This is a genomic window from Citrobacter sp. Cpo040, from assembly GCF_030332915.1.
GTDB lineage: Bacteria > Pseudomonadota > Gammaproteobacteria > Enterobacterales > Enterobacteriaceae > Citrobacter > Citrobacter portucalensis.
The window spans coordinates 106900-121697 of record NZ_JAOWGX010000032.1; the positions used below are offsets into that span (position 1 = coordinate 106900).

Annotated in this window: 13 protein-coding genes and 3 tRNA genes; 1 reads left to right on the forward strand and 15 read right to left on the reverse strand. The window is 53.2% G+C overall.

Features of this window, described 5'->3' with window-relative positions; genetic code table 11:
* Positions 1-211: 211 nt before the first annotated feature.
* The 11 genes from purA to nnr all read right to left on the reverse strand — a co-directional run bounded on the left by purA (position 212) and on the right by nnr (position 12258).
* On the reverse strand, positions 212-1510 hold the full coding sequence (purA, locus tag OGX86_RS02830) for an adenylosuccinate synthase (RefSeq protein WP_003025606.1): 1299 nt from the start codon (positions 1508-1510) through the stop codon (positions 212-214).
* A 102-nt stretch (positions 1511-1612) separates the two neighbouring features.
* The gene (locus OGX86_RS02835; protein WP_003025602.1) at positions 1613-1810 is read right to left on the reverse strand and encodes a DUF2065 domain-containing protein; all 198 of its coding nucleotides are present in this window, start codon (positions 1808-1810) and stop codon (positions 1613-1615) included.
* Between the two features lie 82 nt (positions 1811-1892).
* A complete protein-coding gene (gene hflC / locus OGX86_RS02840; protein ID WP_003830491.1) occupies positions 1893-2897 on the reverse strand; it encodes a protease modulator HflC in 1005 nt (334 codons plus the stop codon).
* A 2-nt stretch (positions 2898-2899) separates the two neighbouring features.
* Positions 2900-4153: an FtsH protease activity modulator HflK gene (gene hflK, locus OGX86_RS02845; RefSeq protein ID WP_008786005.1), complete on the reverse strand. Its 1254-nt coding sequence runs from the start codon at positions 4151-4153 to the stop codon at positions 2900-2902.
* Between the two features lie 189 nt (positions 4154-4342).
* On the reverse strand, positions 4343-5623 hold the full coding sequence (gene hflX / locus OGX86_RS02850) for a ribosome rescue GTPase HflX (protein ID WP_003830495.1): 1281 nt from the start codon (positions 5621-5623) through the stop codon (positions 4343-4345).
* Positions 5624-5697: 74 nt separating this feature from the next.
* Complete coding sequence (gene hfq / locus OGX86_RS02855) at positions 5698-6006, reverse strand: RNA chaperone Hfq (protein ID WP_003025584.1); 309 nt, start codon at positions 6004-6006, stop codon at positions 5698-5700.
* Between the two features lie 84 nt (positions 6007-6090).
* The gene (gene miaA / locus OGX86_RS02860; protein WP_008786004.1) at positions 6091-7041 is read right to left on the reverse strand and encodes a tRNA (adenosine(37)-N6)-dimethylallyltransferase MiaA; all 951 of its coding nucleotides are present in this window, start codon (positions 7039-7041) and stop codon (positions 6091-6093) included.
* Positions 7034-8920: a DNA mismatch repair endonuclease MutL gene (mutL, locus tag OGX86_RS02865; RefSeq protein ID WP_048227206.1), complete on the reverse strand. Its 1887-nt coding sequence runs from the start codon at positions 8918-8920 to the stop codon at positions 7034-7036. Before mutL ends, miaA begins: the two co-directional genes overlap by 8 nt.
* Positions 8921-8929: 9 nt before the next feature.
* Positions 8930-10261: an N-acetylmuramoyl-L-alanine amidase AmiB gene (amiB, locus tag OGX86_RS02870; RefSeq protein ID WP_168978603.1), complete on the reverse strand. Its 1332-nt coding sequence runs from the start codon at positions 10259-10261 to the stop codon at positions 8930-8932.
* 16 nt (positions 10262-10277) lie between these two features.
* Positions 10278-10739: a tRNA (adenosine(37)-N6)-threonylcarbamoyltransferase complex ATPase subunit type 1 TsaE gene (gene tsaE, locus OGX86_RS02875; protein ID WP_008786002.1), complete on the reverse strand. Its 462-nt coding sequence runs from the start codon at positions 10737-10739 to the stop codon at positions 10278-10280.
* Positions 10711-12258 (reverse strand): bifunctional ADP-dependent NAD(P)H-hydrate dehydratase/NAD(P)H-hydrate epimerase, encoded by a 1548-nt coding sequence (gene nnr, locus OGX86_RS02880; RefSeq protein ID WP_048227208.1) that lies wholly within the window; start codon positions 12256-12258, stop codon positions 10711-10713. The genes tsaE and nnr overlap by 29 nt, the downstream gene beginning before the upstream one ends.
* On the opposite strand from nnr, the gene queG reads away from it, so the two are divergent.
* Positions 12257-13396 carry a tRNA epoxyqueuosine(34) reductase QueG gene (gene queG, locus OGX86_RS02885; protein ID WP_048227209.1) on the forward strand — a complete coding sequence of 380 codons (1140 nt, stop codon included), beginning with the start codon at positions 12257-12259 and terminating at the stop codon, positions 13394-13396. The two genes, nnr and queG, sit on opposite strands and share 2 nt — an antisense overlap.
* 269 nt (positions 13397-13665) lie before the next feature.
* On the opposite strand, the gene OGX86_RS02890 is transcribed toward queG, so the two are convergent.
* The 4 genes from OGX86_RS02890 to orn form a co-directional block, all read right to left on the reverse strand.
* A tRNA-Gly gene (locus OGX86_RS02890) sits at positions 13666-13741 on the reverse strand.
* Between the two features lie 37 nt (positions 13742-13778).
* Positions 13779-13854 (reverse strand) — tRNA-Gly (locus OGX86_RS02895).
* A 37-nt stretch (positions 13855-13891) separates the two neighbouring features.
* A tRNA-Gly gene (locus OGX86_RS02900) sits at positions 13892-13967 on the reverse strand.
* A 196-nt stretch (positions 13968-14163) separates the two neighbouring features.
* Positions 14164-14709: an oligoribonuclease gene (gene orn, locus OGX86_RS02905; protein WP_020996267.1), complete on the reverse strand. Its 546-nt coding sequence runs from the start codon at positions 14707-14709 to the stop codon at positions 14164-14166.
* Positions 14710-14798: the final 89 nt, after the last annotated feature.

The following is a 14798-nucleotide window of genomic DNA, read 5'->3' on the forward strand; positions in this document are numbered from 1 at the left end:
CCTCAGGAAAAGGGATAAAACGGATAAACCTGGTAGTATTAATTACATTGATGATAAACCAGCCACCAGCCAGGTCGCTAATTTATTTCAGTTCGGGAAGGAAAAAAGCGAGGAACTTACGTGATTTTAAGCCGGATTCTGATGCAAAGCACCTTATCCGGCCTAAATTAGTGCAAGCGCAGCGCCGTTTGACGCTACGCTATAACCAGAATTATGCGTCGAACGGGTCGCGCAGGATCATGGTTTCAGTACGGTCTGGGCCAGTTGAGATAATATCAATCGGCACACCGGTCAGTTCTTCAATACGCTTGATGTAGTTCAGCGCTGCCTGCGGCAGACCGCTACGTTCCTTCACGCCGAAGGTGGATTCAGACCAACCCGGCATGGTTTCGTAAATCGGCTCGATACCTTTCCAGTCGTCAGCTGCCAGCGGAGTAGTCGTTACTTCGCGGCCATCCGGCATACGGTAAGCAACACAGATTTTCACCTCTTTCAAACCGTCCAGTACGTCCAGTTTGGTCAGGCAGAAGCCAGACAGGGAGTTAATCTGTACTGCACGGCGTACAGCAACGGAATCCAGCCAACCGGTACGACGACGACGACCGGTGGTCGCGCCATACTCGTTACCTTGTTTGCACAGGAACTCGCCAACGTCATCAAACAGCTCAGTCGGGAACGGACCCGCACCTACACGAGTAGAGTAAGCTTTGATGATACCCAGAACGTAGTCCACATAACGTGGGCCCAGGCCGGAGCCGGTTGCCACGCCACCTGCGGTGGTGTTGGAGGACGTTACGTACGGATAGGTACCGTGGTCGATATCCAGCAGCGTACCCTGCGCACCTTCAAACATGACGAAATCGCCACGCTTACGCGCCTGGTCCAGCAGATCGGAAACATCAACAACCATTGAGGTCAGGATGTCGGCGATAGCCATCACATCATCCAGCACTTTCTGGTAGTCAACTGCTTCAACTTTATAGAAATTCACCAGCTGGAAGTTGTGATATTCCATCACTTCTTTCAGTTTTTCAGCGAAAGTTGCTTTATCAAACAGATCGCCAACACGCAGACCGCGACGAGCTACTTTGTCTTCATAAGCCGGACCGATACCACGACCGGTAGTACCGATCGCTTTCTCGCCACGCGCTTTCTCACGAGCGTTATCCAACGCAACGTGATAATCAAGGATCAGCGGACAAGCTTCAGACAGCAGCAGGCGCTCGCGAACCGGGATACCACGATCTTCCAGTCCTTTCATTTCTTTCATCAGCGCGGACGGAGACAGAACAACACCGTTACCGATGATGCTGATTACGTTTTCGCGAAGAATGCCTGATGGAATAAGATGGAGGACGGTTTTTTCACCGTTGATTACGAGAGTATGGCCTGCGTTGTGACCACCCTGGTAGCGCACAACATATTTAGCCCGTTCAGTCAGAAGATCGACGATCTTCCCTTTACCTTCGTCACCCCATTGGGTGCCCAGTACGACGACGTTGTTACCCATTTTTCAAAATCACCGTTTGCTTAAAAATGGATTCTACCACCGCTTTTTCAGATATACAGCACTTTTTGCATGCGAAAATCCGCAAATTAGTCTACTTATTGATCAGCCAATCGTTTTCCTCAACATGTAGTAGACCACAACGCCCGCAACCACAAGACCTCCACCAAAACGACGCAAAATATTTTCGGGAAGTTGCGCCATTGCAGAGATCATTTTCTTCCATGCGCTGGGATAAAGCATCGGACCCAGCCCTTCCAGCACCAAAACCAGCGCGAGCGCCAGCAAAATTGTTGAATTCATCCATCGCCCTTATATAAAAAGAAAACCACCGCATCCCTGGAGATGCCGGTGGTTTTGCTGCTTTAAAACCGCTGGAACGCGATTAGCGTGTCGCGGTATTTGGTGTCTTCATGTAGCGGAAGAAATCGCTGTCTGGGCTCATGACCATTACGTCCTGATTCCCTTCAAAGCTCTTCTCGTAAGCACGCAGGCTACGGATGAAGGCGTAGAAGTCCGGATCCTGACTGAACGCATCGGCAAACAGCTTAGCGGCTTCTGCATCGCCTTCACCGCGCATAATACGGCCCTGACGCTCAGATTCTGCCAGCGTTTTAGTGACTTCATAGTCAGCCGTTGCACGCAGTTTTTCCGCCTCTTCCTGGCCTTGTGAACGATGGCGACGCGCTACCGCTTCACGCTCAGCGCGCATACGGTTGTAGATAGCCTCGGACACTTCAGCAGGCAGGTTGATTTGCTTAATACGCACGTCAACAACTTCGATGCCCAATGCCGCCATACTGTTCGGGTTGATGACCGGTACTTTACCGTTCGTTTCAGCCTGAACACGTTCAGCCGCTTCGGCAATCGCGCTATCTGCTGCCGGAGTCGCCACTTCGTCTTCCGTGCCAGCAGAACCGGAGTTCAGCGCGTCACGAACTTCCAGGGTCAGACGACCGCGGGAATCGGTAACGATGTCCTTCACGTCCAGACGACCAATTTCAGAACGCAGACGGTCAGAGAACTTACGTTTCAGCAGGACTTCCGCCTGAGAAACATCGCCACCGCCCGTTGCCAGGTAGTAACGGCTAAAGTCACTGATGCGCCACTTGATGTAGGAGTCAACGATCAGGTCTTTCTTCTCTTTGGTAACAAAGCGATCTGCCTGGTTGTCCATGGTCTGAATACGCGCATCCAGCATCTTCACAGATTCAATAAACGGAATCTTGAAGTGCAGGCCAGGTGCTACGACCAGCGGCTTGTTTTCATCGTCACGCAGAACTTTACCAAAGCGCAGAGTAATACCGCGCTCGCCTTCTTTGACCACAAAGACAGACATGAACAGAACTACCAGAACGATGATGATAATCGCAATAACTGACTTACGCATCGTTATTCCCCCTGACGCTGGTAGTCGTTACGCTGCGCATTCGCGCGGCGTTGGTCCATAATATCGCCCTGACTGGTGGACGATGTGTTGCTTGCTCCAGTGCTGGAAGTCGTTGCTGGCGGCAGACGCAGCAGGTTTGAACTGCTGTCAGTCTTTGCTGCTGGCGCACTACCACCTTTCAGCATTTGATCCAGCGGCAGAACCATCAAATTGCTGCCTTTATCGTTAACCAGGACTTTGCGGGTATTGCTCAGCACTTTTTCCATGGTTTCGATATACAGACGCTCGCGGGTAATTTGCGGTGCGGCTTTATATTCCGGCAGAATTTTTGCGAAGCGAGCCACTTCACCCTGTGCTTCCAGGATTGTCTGAGTCTTATACGCACGCGCTTCTTCCAGAATACGCTGCGCCTGACCGTTTGCACGCGGCTGAACTTCGTTGGTGTACGCTTCCGCTTCACGGATGTACTGCTGTTCGTTTTCACGTGCTGCGATAGCATCGTCAAACGCGGCTTTTACTTCTTCCGGCGGACGTGCAGCCTGGAAGTTGACGTCCAGCAGGGTGATACCCATGTTGTACGGACGGATCGTTTCTTCCAGTTCACGTTGGGTATCGCTACGAATAACGGTACGCCCTTCGGTCAGGATACGGTCCATGGTGTATTTACCGATAACCCCACGCAGGGCACTGTCGGTAGCCTGACGCAGACTGTCATCCGCGCTGGTTACGCTAAACAGGTAACGCTGCGGATCGGTCACGCGGTACTGTACGTTCATTTCGACGCGCACGACGTTTTCGTCAGAGGTCAGCATGACGCCGGATGCGGCAAGTTCACGCACGGCTTCAACGTTGACCGGTGTCACTTCGTCGACAAAGGTCGGTTTCCAGTTCAGACCCGGTTCAACCAAATGGCTGAATTTACCGAAGCGTGTCACCACGCCGCGTTCCGCTTCTTTAATGGTATAGAAACCGCTGGCCGCCCAGATAATGACGATAGCGGCCGCTGCGATAGTAAAGACTCGACCGCCCAGTTGCGGACGCGGGCCTTGCGATGAACTACCGCCGCCAGAGCCAGTACCTTTACCGCCACCCAGACCACCGAGCTTTTTACTCAGTTTGCGGAAGATATCGTCCAGATCGGGAGGTCCCTGCTCGCGACCACCTTTGTTTCCATTTCCCTCAGGGTTGCCGCCAGGTTTGCTGCTTCCCCAGGGGTCGCGGTCTTGTCCGTTATTACCGGGCTGATTCCACGCCATTTTTGTGCTCCATATTTGTTATGCGATGCTATACCTGCGTCTTTTGCGCTGCCGTTGCGTTGGCTGCGTCCCTCACCGCCAGTCACATAGTTGACTATGCTCCTGGAGATTTCAGGACTTGCCGCCTTCCTGCCGCACAAAATCCACAAGGTATAGAGGCGAAAAAATCTTCAGGCCATATCCGTCAGATCAGACAACATAGTCTTCCAGTGCCGGTTCTTGTTTACAGAGGCGACGCCAGTCTACGATCGGCATACGAACCTGCAGACCTACGCTGCCGTCCTCCTCCATCCACTCTTTTTCTATTGCCTGAAGTTGATAAAACCGGCTTCTCAAACGCCCTTCCTGCGGCGGCAAACGCAACGTATGCTGCGCCACCTCACCGGAAAGTCGCTCAGTCAAAGCCTGAAAAAGTTGTGGTATACCAATCCCCGTTTGCGCTGATACCCAAACGCGAATGGGTTTATTCTCTTCATCTCTGTCGATACGCGGCTCAAAGTCATCCAACATATCGATTTTATTCATCACCAGCAGGGTCGGGATCTCATGCGCATCGATCTCTTCGAGCACCGTATCGACGGCCTCAATGTTTTCCTGCACACGAAAATCTGCTGCATCAATAACGTGCAGCAGCAATGTCGCCTGACGTGTTTCCTGCAAGGTGGCCTTAAACGCCGCCACCAGGTCGTGCGGCAAATGACGGATAAACCCAACGGTATCCGCCAGCACAGTCTCACCCACGTCCGCCACGTCTATTCTACGTAGCGTCGGGTCCAGGGTCGCAAACAGCTGATCCGCTGCGTAGACCTGGGCTTCGGTGATCTGGTTGAACAGGGTGGATTTTCCGGCGTTGGTATATCCCACCAGTGATACGGTTGGGACATCCGCTTTCTTGCGCGACTGTCGCCCCTGCTCACGTTGCTTTTCAACTTTTTCCAGGCGCGACTGTATCTGCAAAATGCGATTACGCAGCAAACGACGGTCGGTTTCGAGCTGGGTTTCACCCGGGCCGCGCAAACCAATCCCGCCCTTTTGCCGTTCAAGGTGAGTCCAGCCACGGACCAGACGCGTAGCCATATGGCGCAACTGCGCCAGCTCAACCTGCAACTTACCCTCATGGGTTCGCGCACGCTGGGCAAAAATATCTAAAATGAGACCAGTCCTGTCGATAACAAGACACTGGCACAACTGTTCCAGGTTACGTTCCTGGGCAGGGCTTAGAGCATGATCAAAAATCACCACCGCAGCGCCAGTCGCTTTTACGGCTTCGGCAATTTCGATTGCCTTACCTTCACCAACAAAATACTTCGGGTGCGGTGCTTTACGGCTCCCGGTAATCACCTGCATTGCTTCGACACCGGCGGAAGAAACCAGAGATTCAAACTCCTGGAGGTCTTCCATATCTTTGTCTTGCGAAAAATAGATGTGTACCAGTACCGCCTGCTCACCGGCATCATAACGGTCAAACAAGCGTCAACCCCTTAATATAAATCAACGGGGAACACAGGATCGCTGGCTCCCCGTATGTAAAACAGCTAATAACCTTATTCGGTTTCTTCGCTGTCCTGTTGCGCAGATGAACCTTGCGCGTTGCTACCGTGATGGTAGTTGCTGCCTGTGCCGCCGGTGGCATTATTGCTGTGATGAGAAACCGGACGAGACGGGACAACAGTAGAAATCGCGTGCTTATAAACCATCTGGCTGACCGTGTTTTTCAACAGGATCACGAACTGATCAAAAGACTCGATTTGACCTTGCAGCTTAATACCATTCACCAAATAAATAGAAACTGGAACACGTTCCCGACGCAGTGCGTTCAGGAACGGATCTTGTAAAGATTGCCCCTTAGCCATTCTCTCTTTTCCTTATATGCTTATTTGTACTTTGAACCTTTCGATTCTGAAAAATTGCGCACGATACGTTTCAATTGTACACATTCAGTTCGCGATAGCACCAACAACCTGTAATACTTCGTTTCGCGCCTGGTCAGGCTTTTCACTGTCAAGCCAGTGCACCCCTTCCCAACCACGCAACCAGGTTACCTGTCGCTTCGCCAACTGCCTCGTGGCGCAAACACCTCTATAAACCATTTCATCGTATGAAATTTCACCTTCAATGTATGACCACATCTGGCGATACCCTACACAACGAATGGAAGGCAAATCCGTATGCAAATCTCCACGGGCAAAAAGCGCCCGGACTTCTGCTTCAAAACCTGAAGCTAACATCTGATGAAAACGCTGCTCAATTCGCTGATGGAGCAGTTCACGGCTCGCCGGGGCGATTGCAAACTGATGCACCTGATACGGCAAAGCATCTCCTGACGTTTGCGTCAGCTCCGTTAAAGTTTTACCCGAAATGAAAAAAACTTCCAGTGCCCGGGAAAGTCTTTGCGGATCATTTGGATGAATGCGCGCCGCTGCCACGGGATCGATGTCCTGAAGCTGTCGGTGTAACGCGTCCCAACCCTGCTCTGCCGCCTGCTGCTCAATTCTGGCCCTGACTTCCGGGTCCGCCGACGGTAACGGCGACAGTCCTTCAAGCAAGGCTTTGAAATATAACATTGTGCCGCCCACCAGCAACGGGATACGGCCCGCGGCGGTGATGTCGGCCATCTCGGCTAACGCATCGCGACGAAAATCCGCAGCGGAGTACGCCTGCGATGGATCGCGGATATCCAGCAATCGGTGCGGTGCGGCCTGTAATTCAGCTGCATCAGGCTTAGCTGTACCGATATCCATCCCCTTGTAAATAAGGGCGGAATCAACGCTTATCAACTCTATGGGCAAAACTTTACGCAATTCAATTGCTAATGCCGTTTTACCGGAGGCCGTTGGCCCCATCAAAAAAATCGCCTTTGGCAGGCTCGCCTTACGGGTATCACTCATGTTTCAGGGCATTCAATACCGAATGTAAATCAACAGGTTGTAACAGACCACCCGGCGGTGCCTTCACGAGTTGTGGGCAGAGCCGCTCAACATCCGCTAACAGCGTAATCGCCTGTGCCATGCTCCACTGTGGATGCTCGCTCATCAGGTTACGTGCGATCCACTGTGCAATATTGCCCGGCTCGAATACGGATTGCTGCGCCAGGTAGCCTATCAGTTCAGGAATCAAGATTTGTAAATTTTGTTGGCGTAAGGGTAAAGGCACCGCCCGGATGGTCACATGCTGCGCATCCAGCTGAAATTCAATGCCCAACTCAGCCAGTTGGCTCTGTCCTTTTTGCAGTGCCGCTTTTTCATCAGCGGTCACTTTTAGACGTAAAGGGATCAGTAACGGTTGAGCACAAACCGCTCCCTGACCCGGCGTTAACTGCGCCTGACGCAACCAACGCTCAGCCACCGGTAATGCCAACAACCGAATATGGCCATCACACTCGAGTAACGCGCAGTCTGCACCAACAATCGTTAGCACCCGGCCAAAGCCCTGACTGTTGCCAGTCAGAGGCGTCGATGGCGTTTCAGAGACCGGCGTTTTACGCGTTGGAGCAGGCGTCTGCATCAGTTGCTGATAAATTTCGCCCTGCTGCTTTTGGTATCCGGGTTGAGCATGAGGCCAACTGGCTTCCGCCTGACGGCCACCGCCACCACTACTGCCACCACTATTGCCACTTCCAGTGCCAGCGGATGCTGAGTACCGCGGTGTCGCAGGTTCACGCGCGGGAGCCGGCTCGGCAAAATGGTTGCGTCCAGCAGCAACGCGGTTTTCCGGAATGTGCCTTGGGGCGGGTTCGTCGTCATCAGCCAACGGCAGCGGCGTTTCAAGCTGCTGTTGCAGGACACTCAACACGCCCTGGTAAATAAAATCGTGCACCAGCCGGGATTGATGGAAACGGACCTCATGTTTAGCTGGGTGTACGTTGACATCCACTTGATGCGGATCGATTTCCAGATACAACACAAAAGCGGGCTGTTGATCGGCTCCCAGCTTATCTTCACAGGCCTGGCGGATAGCATGGTTGATCAGCCGGTCGCGCATCATCCGACCATTCACGTAGCAGTACTGGATTTCTGCCAGTGCTGCCGTTGTGTGGTTAGGATCGGCCACCCAGCCGCGCAATGTTAAATCACCATGCTGCCATTCGATCGCCAGCGCATGCTCCAGAAACGGCGTGCCGCAAATCGCGCCCAGTCGGCGCTCTTTCTGCCCATCCGCGGCCACTGCCCGGTACTGACGCACCACTTTGCCGTTGTGCGACAAATTTATCGTCACATCAAAACGCGCCAGCGCAATGCGGCGAATAATCTCGTCGATATGATTAAATTCGGTTTTCTCGGTGCGCATAAATTTGCGCCGCGCCGGGGTGTTGTAGAACAGATCTAGCACCTCCAGCGTGGTTCCCACCGGATGCGCAGCGGGTTTAACTGTGACATCCATGTCACGCCCTTCGGCATACGCCTGCCAGGCTTCGGGTTGTTCTTGCGTACGCGACGTCAGGGTTAAACGAGACACGGAGCTGATACTGGCCAGCGCTTCGCCGCGAAATCCGAGGCTTACGATGGCTTCAAGATCGTCAAGCGAGGCTATTTTACTGGTGGCATGACGCGCCAACGCCAACGCCAGCTCGTCTTTTTTAATCCCGCAGCCGTTGTCACGAATACGGATAAGCTTCGCGCCGCCGCGTTCAATATCGATATCAATGCGCGTCGCACCGGCATCGATGCTGTTTTCCACCAGCTCTTTCACCACTGACGCAGGCCGTTCTACCACCTCGCCTGCGGCAATCTGGTTCGCCAGCTGTGGCGGTAGAACCTGAATCGGCATGGCTAATCCTTAATTTGTTAACGTGTTACCCGGCGATATGGCGCTGGCGGTTTGCGCCGGTGCGCCCTGCGGCCCGGTTTGCATCGGGTGCGCCTGGAAATAGTTACGCAATCCTTTGTAAATCGCCTCAGCCAGTTGCTGCTGGTAATCATCGCTCGCCAACAGACGTTCTTCGCTGTTGTTACTGATAAAGCCAGTTTCAACCAGCACTGACGGGATATCAGGCGAACGCAGTACGCCAAGACTGGCGTGTTCTGGACGACGCTTATGCATCGAACCAATACGTTCTAACTGGCCGATCATGCTGGTCGCCACATCATACCCGACGCGCTGCGAATGACCGAACTGCAGATCCAGTACGGCCTGGCTGAGATAAGGGTCGGACTGGCTGTTTGCCAGCACATCGCCCGCGCCGCCCAACAGCTCCGATTGCTTCTCGTGCTGTTCCAGCCAGCCGGCCATCTCACTGTTCGCCCGACGGTTTGACAGCACCCAAACGGAAGCACCTGTGGCATCACGATTTGGCGCAGCATCCGCGTGAATAGAAACCAGGAAATTGGCGTTTTGTTTACGCGCGACGTCTGAACGCCCCATCACCGAGATAAAGTAATCACCATCACGGGTGAGTACACCTTTAAACATCGGGTCATCATTGAGCAAACTGCGCAGCTTGCGCGCCACGGCAATCGTGACGTTTTTCTCACGCGTGCCGCCAGGACCAATAGCGCCAGGATCCTGTCCACCGTGTCCGGCATCAATGGCAATCACCACTTTATCGCCGTTGCTGGAACTGGCGCGCGCCGCAGGGCGCGTAGAGCTATTGCTGTTAGTCACAGCCGTAGTGCGATCGTTTTCCGCTTTAAATGGATTGCGTGCAGGCTCGACAGGACGTGGGGCAACAATCGGCGCTTCAACACGCTTTGCAACCACGGGAGGTGGAGGCGGCGGCGGTGGCGCATCAGCGTTGATGGTAAACACGACGGTATAATTGCCGCCGTTCTGGCGTTTTACTGCTTCGGCTTTACCGTTCTCGGTTAAATCCACCACCAGGCGCAGAGACTGCGCATCTTTTGGCGTGCCGGAACGGATAGATTTCACCAGATTATTGCCGCTAAACAGCAGCGGTAATCCCTGAATCACTCCGGTTTGTTTAATATCCAGCGCGACGGTTCGTTTCCCGTCCTGCGAAACGGCATATTCAGGATCGCCAATAAAGCTCAGCGTAATCCGCGCCTGTTGATCGCCATTGGACACCTGAAGATCGGAGAGGCTGGCGGCCCCTGCCTGCGCGCACAGCAGGACCAGGGTTGCCATCAGCCAGTTTCTGATGCGATAAATCATCCCGCCACCCTTAAGGTTAATCGGCTAAACGCGCCAGCAATAAATCACCTGATGAGGAGACTGCGCTTACACGCGCCTCTCGACCTTGTGCCTGGTATTCAATGTGTATTTCGACGTCCGGGTCTGGCAGTACACCTTTACCTTGTTGCGGCCATTCCACCAGGCAGATGGCATCATTGGCAAAATAATCGCGGATCCCCATAAATTCCAGCTCCTCTGGGTCCGCAAGTCGGTATAAATCGAAGTGATATACCATCAAGTTATCGAGTGAATAGGGCTCAACCAGCGTGTAGGTGGGGCTTTTTACATTACCTTTATGACCTAACGCCTGCAGAAATCCTCGGCTGAAGGTGGTTTTACCCGCCCCCAGGTCGCCGTACAAATATATAACCGTCGCGCCGTCACAGGCTTTGGCTACCCGCAGTCCCAGGTCTAAAGTCGCCTGCTCATCAGGTAGTGGAATTACTCGATTCATCATGATAAACGTCAATCACATCAGGGTTAACAATACGCTGTAGCGTGGTAAAGAGATCTGTCGCCAGCATGCCGCGCGTACCAAAACGCGCCGCCAGCACATCCGCCGCCGCTCCGTGCGCAACACATCCCGCACATGCTGCATCATACGGGGTAAGCTTCTGTCCGAGCAATGCGCCAATAATACCGGAAAGCACATCCCCCATTCCGCCGCTGGCCATCCCGGCATTGCCGGTATCAATAATACCCAACTCCGCCTGTTCAGCAGCAACAACCGTACCCGCGCCTTTCAGCACCACCACGCCTCCGTACCGTTTTACCAGACGTTGTGCACAAAGTAAGCGATCGTCTTCAATTTCTGCAATGGAACAACCCAGCAGTCGCGCGGCTTCACCTGGATGCGGCGTGATCACGCGATTGTGACGTTTATCGGGGTTGATTGCCAGCAGGTTCAGCGCATCCGCATCCCAGAGCATCGGTTTGCGAAAATTCTCCACTTTTTGCAGCGCTTTTTTGCCCCACTCCTGCTGACCAAGCCCGGGGCCTATCACCACTACATCCGCCCACGCCAGGCTCTCTTCCAGCGTCTGCGGCGTCAGCGCATCGACCATCAGTTCCGGTCTGGCTGTCAAAATAGGCGCAATGTTTTCACTGCGCGTCAGCACTTTGACCAGCCCGGCACCTGCTCGCAGCGCGGCTTCCCCGGCCATGCGTATTGCGCCTGCCGTACCGTGGTCACCGCCGATAATCACCAGTCGACCGTGGGAGCCTTTGTGCGAGGTGGGTCGACGCGGTGTTAGCCAGTGTGCAAGCTGTTGAGCATCAAAACGTTGTATTGGCGCATTCTGCCCCGCCAGCCAGTCGTCCAGCCCAAGTGCGTTAACATGCAGACGCCCGGTGACATCGCGCGCTTTACCGGTGAGCAGGCCCGGCTTGAGTGCAATAAAGGTAATGGTATGCGCTGCGTTGATGACCGCGCCCGGCGTCGCTCCCGTCTGCGCTAGCAGGCCGGAGGGAATATCTATCGCCACGGTGGGGGCTGGGTGAGAATTGGCACGTTCAATCAATACCGAGAGAGACTCACGCGGCGCATGTTTTAAGCCAGTGCCTGACAGCGCATCAATAATGACGTCCACGTTATTTGGCCAATTGATATCCGCCGCGTGAATGACGCCACCAGCGTTAAGCCAGGCATCACGCGCCTGCTGCGCCTCCTCGGGGAGCGGTTTGTCACTTTCCTGCGCCAGCAACGTAACTTCAAGACCCAGCGCTTTGGCAAGTCTTGCCACTACGTAACCATCACCGCCGTTGTTGCCATGACCACATAGCACCAGCCAGTGCCGGGCGTTCGGATAAGCCTCACGAGTGACCTGAAACGCCGCCTCTCCCGCCCGTTGCATCAGTTCGTACAGCGTCAGCCCTGAACTGTCTGCCACCTCTCGCTCCATCCGCCTGATGTCATCGGCGTGCCAGATGGAGTGTGGTATACTTGCGGGGTTTTTCTTCATTGTATGGTCCGTCATGTCAGAGCCCCTCGATCTCAATCAGTTAGCGCAAAATATTAAGCAGTGGGGGCTGGAGCTTGGCTTTCAGCAGGTCGGGATTGCCGATACCGACCTCAGCGAAGCGGAACCCAAACTGCAGGCCTGGCTGGATAAACAATACCACGGCGAGATGGACTGGATGGCCCGTCACGGCATGATGCGCGCCCGACCTCACGAATTATTGCCCGGTACGCTACGTGTCATCAGCGTACGTATGAACTATCTTCCTGCCAATGCGGCCTTCGCCAGCACGTTGAAGAATCCTTCTCTGGGTTACGTCAGCCGTTACGCGCTGGGGCGCGACTACCATAAGCTGCTACGTAACCGCTTAAAAAAGCTGGGAGAGATGATTCAACAGCACTGCGTTTCGCTGAATTTTAGACCTTTTGTCGATTCTGCGCCCATTCTTGAGCGTCCGTTAGCGGAAAAAGCCGGGCTTGGCTGGACAGGTAAGCACTCACTTATCCTCAATCGCGAAGCCGGTTCATTTTTCTTCCTCGGGGAATTACTGATCGACTTACCCCTACCGATCGACCAACCAGTAGAAGAAGGATGTGGGAAATGCGTCGCCTGCATGACCATCTGTCCCACCGGGGCCATTGTTGAACCCTACACGGTGGATGCGCGCCGCTGTATCTCTTATCTCACTATCGAACTGGAAGGCGCGATCCCGGAAGAATTTCGTCCATTGTTGGGGAATCGAATTTACGGCTGTGATGATTGCCAGCTCATTTGCCCGTGGAACCGCTATTCACAGTTGACGGCAGAGGATGACTTCAACCCGCGCAAGCAGCTTCATGCTCCGGAGTTAATAGAGCTGTTTCGCTGGAGCGAAGCGTGGTTTTTAAAAGTCACGGAGGGGTCTGCCATTCGTCGTATTGGCCACCTGCGCTGGCTGCGAAATATCGCCGTTGCGTTGGGTAATGCTCCCTGGAATGAAGCCATTCTTCGCGCACTGGAAAGTCGCAGAGGTGAGCACCCACTTCTCGACGAACACATAGAGTGGGCGGTTGCTCAGCAAATCGAGAAGCGAAATGCCTGCGTAGTTGAGGTGCAGCTACCGCAGAAACAACGTTTGGTCAGGGTCATTGAGAAGGGTCTGCCGCGCGATGCTTAAGTCATCCACAGCTTGTGTATAAAAATAAAAACACATTGATATTCAAGAGGGAAAAAATCGTCAAGTGATCGCATTAACAATTTGAAATGATAATTAAATTAATAATTTCAAATAGTTAAAATGATACTATTCACCCGGCGAAGTTTTTTGCATTCCAGGAATAATACCCGAACCTGTGGATAAGTCTGTTTACAAGAGTATGTCAATGACGAAACAAAACGTCCCCAACGCGATTATTCGTTGTGGATATTTTTATTGGGGTAAGAATTTGGAGCGGGAAACGAGACTCGAACTCGCGACCCCGACCTTGGCAAGGTCGTGCTCTACCAACTGAGCTATTCCCGCTTGGGTGTGTCTGTGCTTAATAAGCACTTTCAAATTTTGGAGCGGGAAACGAGACTCGAACTCGCGACCCCGACCTTGGCAAGGTCGTGCTCTACCAACTGAGCTATTCCCGCTTGGGTGTGTCTGTGCTTAATAAGCACTTTCAAATTTTGGAGCGGGAAACGAGACTCGAACTCGCGACCCCGACCTTGGCAAGGTCGTGCTCTACCAACTGAGCTATTCCCGCAAATCTGTACTGCTTTTGTTGCTGTCGTAATTCGCATTTCTGCGTCGTTACGGGAGGCGCATTATACGAGAAATCCGTTTAGCTGCAACCCCCCTGAAAGCGTTTTTTTCGAAAATTCGTTCAAGTGATTAATTTACAATCAAGCTGAACAATTTAGCGTCAAAAAACCGGTGACGCAAGCCACCGGAGAACAAAATCAAAGATTAATAAAATGTTCGCGATAGTAAGCAAGCTCAGCAACAGATTCACGAATGTCGTCCATCGCCTGATGTGTTCCCTGCTTGGTGAAGCCCGCAAGGATTTCCGGCTTCCAACGACGCGCCAGTTCTTTGAGCGTACTGACGTCCAGATAGCGATAATGGAAATACGCCTCCAGCTCCGGCATGTATTTAAACAGGAAACGACGATCCTGCCCGATGCTGTTGCCGCAGATAGGTGATTTCCCTTCCGGAACCCACTCTTTCAAAAAAGCCAGCGTGGCCAGTTCAGCTTCACGATCGCCCATGGTGCTCGCCTTCACGCGCTCCACCAGCCCGCTACCGGTATGCGTACGTACGTTCCAGTCATCCATTAATGCCAGCTGTTCGTCGGACTGGTGCACCGCAATTGTCGGTCCTTCAGCCAGAATATTCAGGTTGGCATCCGTCACCAGCGTGGCGATCTCAATAATGCGATCGCGCTCGGGATCCAGACCTGTCATCTCCAGATCGATCCAAATCAGGTTGTTTTCATTGGCACTCATGCTATTTTCCACCCTTCAGCGTCACATTCAGTGTGACTACATTGATCTAAAATTGTGTGTATCATAAATGTTTTGCCCATCATGGGCGA